The organism is Synechococcus sp. GFB01 (assembly GCF_001039265.1).
Taxonomy (GTDB): Bacteria; Cyanobacteriota; Cyanobacteriia; order PCC-6307; family Cyanobiaceae; genus NIES-981.
Map to the genome: position 1 here is coordinate 1 of NZ_LFEK01000083.1, position 7420 is coordinate 7420.

At 61.3% G+C, this 7420-nt stretch carries 6 protein-coding genes and 3 pseudogenes; 4 read left to right on the plus strand and 5 right to left on the minus strand.

From position 1 onward, the window contains the following. Positions 1–46 precede the first annotated feature (46 nt). From SYNGFB01_RS14320 to SYNGFB01_RS09385, 5 genes and pseudogenes are all read right to left on the minus strand, one after another. Positions 47–697: a hypothetical protein gene (locus tag SYNGFB01_RS14320; RefSeq protein ID WP_152669606.1), complete on the minus strand. Its 651-nt coding sequence runs from the start codon at positions 695–697 to the stop codon at positions 47–49. Positions 698–1026: 329 nt separating this feature from the next. Continuing rightward, the gene (locus tag SYNGFB01_RS16445; protein WP_369795534.1) at positions 1027–1299 is read right to left on the minus strand and encodes a type II secretion system F family protein; all 273 of its coding nucleotides are present in this window, start codon (positions 1297–1299) and stop codon (positions 1027–1029) included. A gap of 142 nt (positions 1300–1441) precedes the next feature. Then, a complete protein-coding gene (locus SYNGFB01_RS16450; protein ID WP_369795535.1) occupies positions 1442–2038 on the minus strand; it encodes a type II secretion system F family protein in 597 nt (198 codons plus the stop codon). A 244-nt stretch (positions 2039–2282) separates the two neighbouring features. Continuing rightward, positions 2283–3369, minus strand: a pseudogene (locus tag SYNGFB01_RS13320) (type IV pilus twitching motility protein PilT). A 6-nt stretch (positions 3370–3375) separates the two neighbouring features. Continuing rightward, a pseudogene (locus SYNGFB01_RS09385) lies at positions 3376–4676 on the minus strand (GspE/PulE family protein); the annotation flags it as partial. A gap of 294 nt (positions 4677–4970) precedes the next feature. On the opposite strand from SYNGFB01_RS09385, the gene grpE reads away from it, so the two are divergent. The 4 genes and pseudogenes from grpE to SYNGFB01_RS09405 all read left to right on the plus strand — a co-directional run bounded on the left by grpE (position 4971) and on the right by SYNGFB01_RS09405 (position 7328). Further along, entirely contained in the window at positions 4971–5699 is a 729-nt protein-coding gene (gene grpE, locus SYNGFB01_RS09390) for a nucleotide exchange factor GrpE (RefSeq protein ID WP_048016708.1), read from the plus strand. Next, a pseudogene (gene dnaJ / locus SYNGFB01_RS09395) lies at positions 5699–6821 on the plus strand (molecular chaperone DnaJ). Before grpE ends, dnaJ begins: the two are co-directional and overlap by 1 nt. Beyond that, a complete protein-coding gene (locus tag SYNGFB01_RS09400) occupies positions 6821–7069 on the plus strand; it encodes a sulfurtransferase TusA family protein (protein WP_048016710.1) in 249 nt (82 codons plus the stop codon). The pseudogene dnaJ and the gene SYNGFB01_RS09400 overlap by 1 nt, the downstream one beginning before the upstream one ends. Then, positions 7062–7328, plus strand: a complete 267-nt coding sequence (locus SYNGFB01_RS09405; RefSeq protein ID WP_048017828.1) for a hypothetical protein — start codon at positions 7062–7064, stop codon at positions 7326–7328. Before SYNGFB01_RS09400 ends, SYNGFB01_RS09405 begins: the two co-directional genes overlap by 8 nt. Positions 7329–7420: the final 92 nt, after the last annotated feature.

Consider the following 7420-nt stretch of genomic DNA (forward strand, 5'->3'; position numbering starts at 1 on the left):
CCCGTGATCGCACCCGAGCCTTGAGCTGCCTCAGCCCTGCTGCCAGTTACTCCTTCGGAGAAGACTTCGTCTCGATCCAGCCAAACACCTGATCGATCTGCCTGCGGTCGTGGATCGATTGGCCGTAGCCCGGATGATGAAAGGTGGGGCGATCCATAGCGGAGTGGCCAAGGGTGTGGATGTTCTGGGCGACGGGGCCTGATGCCTGAGAAGCGCAGATCGGCCACGAAATCCCTGGTGTCATAGCCCTTGTCGGCCCCGGTGTCTTCTGGTGGTCACGCCACGTGCGCGCGCCATCCGTACGGCCGGCCGCCGCACGGTGCCCATAGCCGTCTGCTGGGGTGATCTCGCTGGCCACGACCGCACCGTGGCTCCGGAAGTCGCTCCTTCCGCTGCGAGGCGGTTCTCCATGAGGCAGTGCCCCAGGTCGCTGAGGCAGGCCCCGGACATCACCCCTGGGGCGCGTCCTTTCCTTGCCGGTTGAGCCGCCGAATCCCTTGCCGCCACTGGTCGGTGGTGGAACGTCGTCGATTCCGTCGATCCGCTGCAGCGAACTGTGGGAGGGCCAGGCCTGCAACAGGGTGCCATCGACCGAGACGTGCGCTGAACTGAGCAGCGGCATGACGGCCGGCGCCGCCAGTAACAGCTCGAGGAACGCCGCCATGAGTTGCTCATCGAGCAACGGTTCGCGGTTCATGGTGTAGCCGAAGTCGGCCGGAGGCCATCGGTGCTGGGATGCCAGACGGGATCGTGCGGGTCAGGCCGACAAACCAGCGGAACAGCAGAGCCAACAGCAGCGGCTGCGGCGGAATCGACCTCTCGTTGGGGCACGTTTTGGCAGTGGTATGCGCGTCATGGCCTTGGTGAAGCCTTCAGTGAATCGCTGGTTGCACCGCTCGCTGCACAGCAACTCAAGACTGAACGGTAATCACAGATTTTGTCCGGCGTCAGGCAGGTTTTGGGGAGCCAACCCTTCCGTGACTGTGAATTGATTGACCAAGGATGACCGAGCTAAGCCCAGAGACGCTATTTGATCTTCTCAAAAATAGAAAACATTGGCAAATACATTGCAAGCAAAATAGTTCCTACGATAAGGCCAACAATGATGATCATGATGGGCTCAAGTAAGCTTGTTAGCCCTTTCGTTAAGGTTGAAACCTCGTCCTCATAGAAATCTCCAACCTTGGACAACATCTTATCAATCTGACCTGTTTCTTCGCCAATGGCCAGCATGGACAACGCCATTGCAGGAAATACGTTCTTGCGTTGGAGAGATTCACTGAGGGGGATTCCCTGCATTACATCCTCGCTACTGCTTTGATCGAGTCAGAGATAATGGCGTTTCTTGTGGTGTCTTTGACGATCTCGAGTGATGTCAGCATTGGTACTCCAGCGGTAGTCAGCGCGCTGAAGGTACGGCAGAATTGAGCTGTGGAAGCTTTTAGGCTGAGCTCACCAAAATAGGCAGTTTCAGGATGAGAAAATCCACTGTTCTCCTGCCTGTTGGAGATCCGTAGTACCCTCGGAAAAGCATTACGCCTCCAATCAGTATAGCGATCAAGAGAAGGGCAATGGGAGACCTTAAAAGCTCACTGAATGCGACGATCAGTTGAGTAAAAGCGGGCAGTTCAGCGCCGAGCCCTTCATACATTTCTGAAAATTTTGGCACAATGAACAAGGTCATGCCAAGAAAAACCAAGATGGCGATACTCAATACAGCCAATGGGTAGATCATTGCCCCCTTCATCTGGCCTTGAAGCTTAGATCGATCTTCAAGAAGTTTTGCGAGACGACGCAAGGTTTCATCCAGCACACCGCCGACTTCTCCAGCTTCCACCATTGGCACGGTGAGGCCGTCAAAAACCTTTGGCCAACTCCGCATCGATGATGCCAGGCTCTGCCCTTGGCTCACAGCTGCACCAACATCAATCAGAGCTCGTCGAAACAGTTGGTTTTTCTGCTGGCTCGCCATCAACTCGATGCTGCGGACGATTGGTACCCCAGCATTGAGCAAAGCTGCCAGTTTGTTGGCGAACAAAGCTTTCTCGGTAATGCTCGGAGGTTTCTCGAACAGAGAAACTGATAGTGTTGCGGAGGGGTTTTTGTTTTTGCTGCTCGTGTTCCTCGTTGACCGTATGGGAGGCGCTCTTGTCGTTCAATCTGGGAGCTGATGATGCCGCGCCGTCGCAATATGTGCTTCGCCATCATCAGATCCGGAGCCTGAATCGAGAGGCTGCGATCTCGTCCAAGTCTGTCCTTGTAAGTGGCCGTGAAGGTTGCCATCAGATTCGTTCTCCGGCTAGACGTTTCAATTCCTCAGGTCGGCTGCTCTTGGTTGTGGCCTGCTCCAAGGTGATGTCGCCGGCAAGAACGAGGTCGGCGAGTGCTCTTTCCATGGTCTGCATGCCATATTGGGCGCCGTTTGGAGTTGTGAATAAATCTGGCTGTCTTTCCTTCCCTAATCATATTGGCGACGGCTGGAGTGTTGACCAGGATCTCCTGAGCCATCACACGCCCCCGCTCGCCGACTCTGGGTTTGTAGCGTTGACAGAGCGTTTGGGCGAAGACTGCTTTGAGGCTTGAGCTGAGCTGCACCCTCACCTGAGTCTGTTGGCTCGGCGGAAACACGTCGACAATGCGGTCCACGGTCTGGGCAGCAGAGCTGGTGTGCAGGGTGGCGAACACCAAATGACCAGTTTCTGCAGCTGTGATGGCGAGTTGGATTGTTTCAAGATCGCGCATCTCGCCAACCAGAATCACATCTGGATCTTCTCTCAAGGCGGCTCTCAGGGCATTTGCAAAACTATGGGTATCGTCATTCAATTGACGTTGGTGAATCACGCTCTTGTTGGATTCAATTGCGAATTCAATAGGGTCTTCGATTGTGAGAATATGTTCAGATCGGCTATGATTGATGCTGTCGAGAATCGAGGCCAGGGTCGTCGTTTTGCCAGACCCTGTGGGTCCTGTCACCAACACCAACCCATTGGGCAGGCGACTGATCTCTTCCACGATGGGAGGAAGATTAAGGGAGCTGAGTGAAGGGATCTCGCTGCCCAGAGATCTCAGACAGGCAGCAAAAGTTCCCCGCTGTCGGTAGACGTTGACACGGAAGCGTGCAACATTCTGAAGTTCGTAGGCGCAATCCAGCTCCCAGGTTTCCTCAAGCAATTTGCGCTGTGAGGTGCTGAGCATTGAGAAGATCAGCCGATCGCAGGTTTCTGGGTCAAGCCTTTGCTGCAGGATCGGCCTCAGTTGGCCGTTGAAGCGCCCGTAGGGCGGCAGCCCGACGCTGATGTGAAGATCACTGCCCCCATTATCCACCAGGAGAGCCAACAGATCTTCGATCATCAATCCGGTGCTGGCCATGGCTGGTTAGCGGGCAGTGAGGCAATAGGGGCACTCGAGCCAGTCCTCATCCAGGCCCCCACCACAGCCTTTGCAGGTCAGGGAGCTCAGGGATCGGGCCCGACGCTCGGACTCCAGACTGGCATCAGTTAACAGCATCCGTTCCACTTCGGCAAGGGTGGTCCGGCCTTCTCGAACGAGATCGAGACCATACCCCAGCAAGGTTTTCATGCCATTTTCAAGGGCCATCCTGCGCAACTGATCGGTGGTGGAACGGCTGGATACTGCTGTTGATAGCTGTTCCGTCATCTGCAGGATTTCAAAGACACCGATGCGCCCTTTGTAACCCGTTCCCTGACAGGTTGGGCAGCTGTCGACGCGCCGTGCGCCGTGATGTTGGCCCTGTAGAAACTGGTCTCAAACTCCTGGCTGGCCAACAGACCGAAACGCCTCAATTCGGCTGGATCGGGTCGATAGGTGATCCGGCATGTGGGGCAGACTCGACGCACCAGCCTCTGGGAGATGATGCCGATAAGGGAGGAACTCACCAGGAAGGGTTCAACGCCCATTTCGTCAAGGCGGGTGATCGCGCCAGGCGCATCATTGCAGTGCAGGGTCGTCAGCACGAGGTGCCCTGTCAGAGCCGCTTCAATGGCGGTCTTAGCGGTTTCCAGATCACGGGTCTCGCCCACCAGGAGCACATCCGGGTCCTGGCGCATGAAGGCCCTGAGGGCGAGGCTGAAGTCGTATCCCTTGTCCCGGTTCACCTGAGTCTGGGTGATTCCGGGGAGGGTGTATTCGATCGGATCTTCGACTGTGGAGATGTTGATGCCCGGATTGTTGCGCTCCGCGAGCATGGCGTACAGCGTGGTGGACTTGCCCGATCCCGTGGGTCCCGTGACCAGGATCATCCCGTAGGGCTTCGAGCCCATCTCCCGCACCAGCTGGCGTGCCCGTTCGCTGGTGATCAGGTGGTCCAGCCCCAGCTGGTTGGCGTTGCTGTCGAGCAGGCGCAGCACAACCTTCTCGCCATGGCGGCTCGGCAGGGTGCTGACCCTGAAATCCATCTTGCGCCCCTTGTAGATCCGGCGGATGCGGCCGTCCTGGGGCAGGCGACGCTCGGCGATATCGAGGTCCGCCATGATCTTGAAACGCGAGGTGACGGCCGGAATCAGGCTGGCGGGGAGTTGCTCGAAATGCTTCCTCAGCACGCCGTCCTGCCGGAAGCGCACCTCCAGGCCGAATTCCTGGGGTTCCACGTGAATGTCGCTCGCGTCGCAGTCGAGGGCCTCGACCAGGATCTGATTGACCAGGTTGATCACGGGAGTGTCGGGACTCCTGGCACCGGGTGGCTCCAGGACCTCGATCTGCGACTCCACGGCTGGCTGGGCGTCCTGGCTGCTGGGGAACCGCAGATCCTGGAGCAGGGAGCGTCGCACGGTGGGGCTCTCAAGGCCGGACGGCTCCATGGGGACCGCTGAGATCGGGGACTTCCTGTCTAGCGGCATTGTGGGCTGGGCAGCCTCTCTGCCGCCAGGTTCGAGGTGCGGGCTTCCGCAGCTTGTGGCGGGAGCCGCTGCCCGTTCAACATGACCTCATCCGATGTTTGGCTCGGGCCAGTCATGAGCGGCGACTTCCCCATGGACGCTGACACCACCCCGGCGGAGATCGCCGCTGATCAGACCGTTTCTCGGGATTCAGGGGCCCTGGGCGACAGTGCCGCTCCCGGCCTGGCTGATGCTTCTGGTGATCCGGCTGGTTCTGAGGCGGGCATGGCCAGCAGCGATGACGACCGGGCCTCACGCCTCGAGGCCGAGCTGGCGGCCCTGCGCGCTGACTACGACAACCTCAACGGCCAGTACATGCGCCTGGCAGCTGATTTCGACAACTACCGCAAGCGTCAGAGCCGCGACAATGAGGACCAGCGCCTCCAGATCGTCTGCTCCACCCTGAGCGAGATCCTGCCGGTGGTCGACAACTTCGATCGGGCCCGCCAGCAGCTCAATCCCCAGCACGAGGAGGCCCAGACGCTCCACCGCAGCTATCAGGGCCTCTACAAGCAGCTGGTGGAGGTGTTCAAGCAACTGGGGGTCTCGCCGATGCGAGCTGAGGGCGAGCCCTTCGACCCCAACTTGCATGAGGCCGTGCTGCGGGAGGAAAGCCACGCCCATCCCGAGGACATCGTGATCGAGGAGCTCCAGCGGGGTTACGTGCTCAACGACCGGGTCATTCGCCATGCCCTCGTCAAGGTTTCCATGGGCCCCGGCCCGGGCGGAGTGAATCCCGGCCCTGAAGCCGCCGCCACCGAGTCGGCCGGGGCCCAGCCCGCTGGCGAGGAGCAGGCCGGCTGATGGCCGACTACTACGAGCTGCTGGGGGTCAGCCGCGACGCCGACGCCGACACCCTCAAGCGTGCCTACCGGCGCCTTGCCCGTCAGTACCATCCCGACGTCAACAAGGATCCCGGCGCTGAGGACACGTTCAAGGAGATCGGTCGGGCCTATGAGGTGCTCAGCGATCCCCAGACCCGCGCCCGCTACGACCAGTTCGGCGAGGCAGGTCTCGGCGGTGGCGGCATGCCCGACATGGGCGACATGGGTGGATTTGCCGATCTGTTCGAAACCTTCTTCAGCGGCTTCGGTGGCGGCATGGGCGGGCCCGCCGGCCCAAGGCGGCGAGGGCCGCGACAGGGAGACGATCTCCGCCTCGATCTGAGCATCAGCTTCCAGGAGGCCATCGTCGGCCAGGAACGGGAGGTTCAGATCCGCCATCTGGAAACCTGCTCCACCTGCGACGGCTCGGGCGCCAAGGCCGGCAGCGGACCGGTGACCTGCACCACCTGCGGAGGTGTGGGTCAGGTACGTCGTGCCACCCGTACCCCCTTTGGAAGCTTCACCCAGGTGGCGCCCTGCCCCAGCTGTGAGGGGGCTGGTCAGGTGATCGCCGACCCCTGCAGCGCCTGCGGCGGTCAGGGACTGCAACAGGTGCGCAAGAAACTGCGCATCAACATCCCGGCCGGGTGGATACCGGCACCCGGCTGCGGGTGGCCGGCGAGGGCAACGCCGGCCAGCGCGGCGGCCSGSCGGCGATCTCTACGTGTTCCTCACGGTTCAGCCCCACCCGCAGTTGCGCCGCGAGGGCACCACCATCCACTCCGAGATCACGCTGAATTATCTGCAGGCGATCCTCGGCGACACGATCGAGGTCGACACCGTCGACGGTCAGCGCCAGCTGGAGATTCCCGCCGGCACCCAGCCCGGCGCGGTGCTCACGCTCCAGGGCATGGGTGTGCCCAGGCTCGGCAATCCGGTGGCCCGCGGCAATCACCAGTTCACGGTCAAGGTTCAGCTGCCTTCCAAGCTCAGCGCTGAGGAGCGCGAGCTGCTGGAGGGCCTGGCTGGTCACCACACCCGCCGAGGCCATAAGCATCACCACAAGAGCGGCCTGTTCGGTGGTCTGTTCGGGGGGCACTGATGCCTCGACCCCTGCAGCCCTCAGCGCGGCTCGACCTGCGGGGTACACCCTGCCCGCTCAACTACGTGCGCACCCGGCTGGCCCTGGAGACGCTGGAGCCGGGCGCCTCGCTCCAGGTGGACCTGGATGCCGGTGAACCGGAGCAGATGGTGAGTGAGGGCCTGCGGGGCGAGGGTCATGCCGTGAGCATCGAGCCCCACCCCCAGGCTCAGGCGGCCGTGAGGCTGCGGATCGTGCGCCGTGGCTGACGGCCGCACCGGCCTGGTGGTCGCCCTGCAGGCGAACTACTGCTGGGTCGAACTGGATGAGCCCGGGCCGGGCGACTGCCGGCGCCTGCTCTGTACCCGCCGCACCCGGCTGAGCAAGACGGGCCAGACCATCTGTGTCGGCGATCGGGTGCAGGTGGATGGGATCGACTGGGCCGCCGCCAGGGGAGCGGTCGCCCAGCGGCTGCCGCGCCASYSATTTCGAGCACGGTCTGCAATTCGGGATCGGCAATCGGCTTGAGCCCATCGGCGGCGCGATGCTGATGGGCTTGAGCGACGGCGGGGCGGCGGGGCGCGGCTCGGGCGCTTGGGGGGCGTCAGCGTTCCGTGGCG

Bases quoted from the DNA above. Each gene is read 5' to 3' on its own strand.
- SYNGFB01_RS16445 (WP_369795534.1), bottom strand. From the start codon at position 1,299: ATGCAGGGAATCCCCCTCAGTGAATCTCTCCAACGCAAGAACGTATTT.
- SYNGFB01_RS09400 (WP_048016710.1), top strand. From the start codon at position 6,821: ATGCCTCGACCCCTGCAGCCCTCAGCGCGGCTCGACCTGCGGGGTACA.
- grpE (WP_048016708.1), top strand. From the start codon at position 4,971: ATGAGCGGCGACTTCCCCATGGACGCTGACACCACCCCGGCGGAGATC.
- SYNGFB01_RS14320 (WP_152669606.1), bottom strand. From the start codon at position 697: ATGAACCGCGAACCGTTGCTCGATGAGCAACTCATGGCGGCGTTCCTC.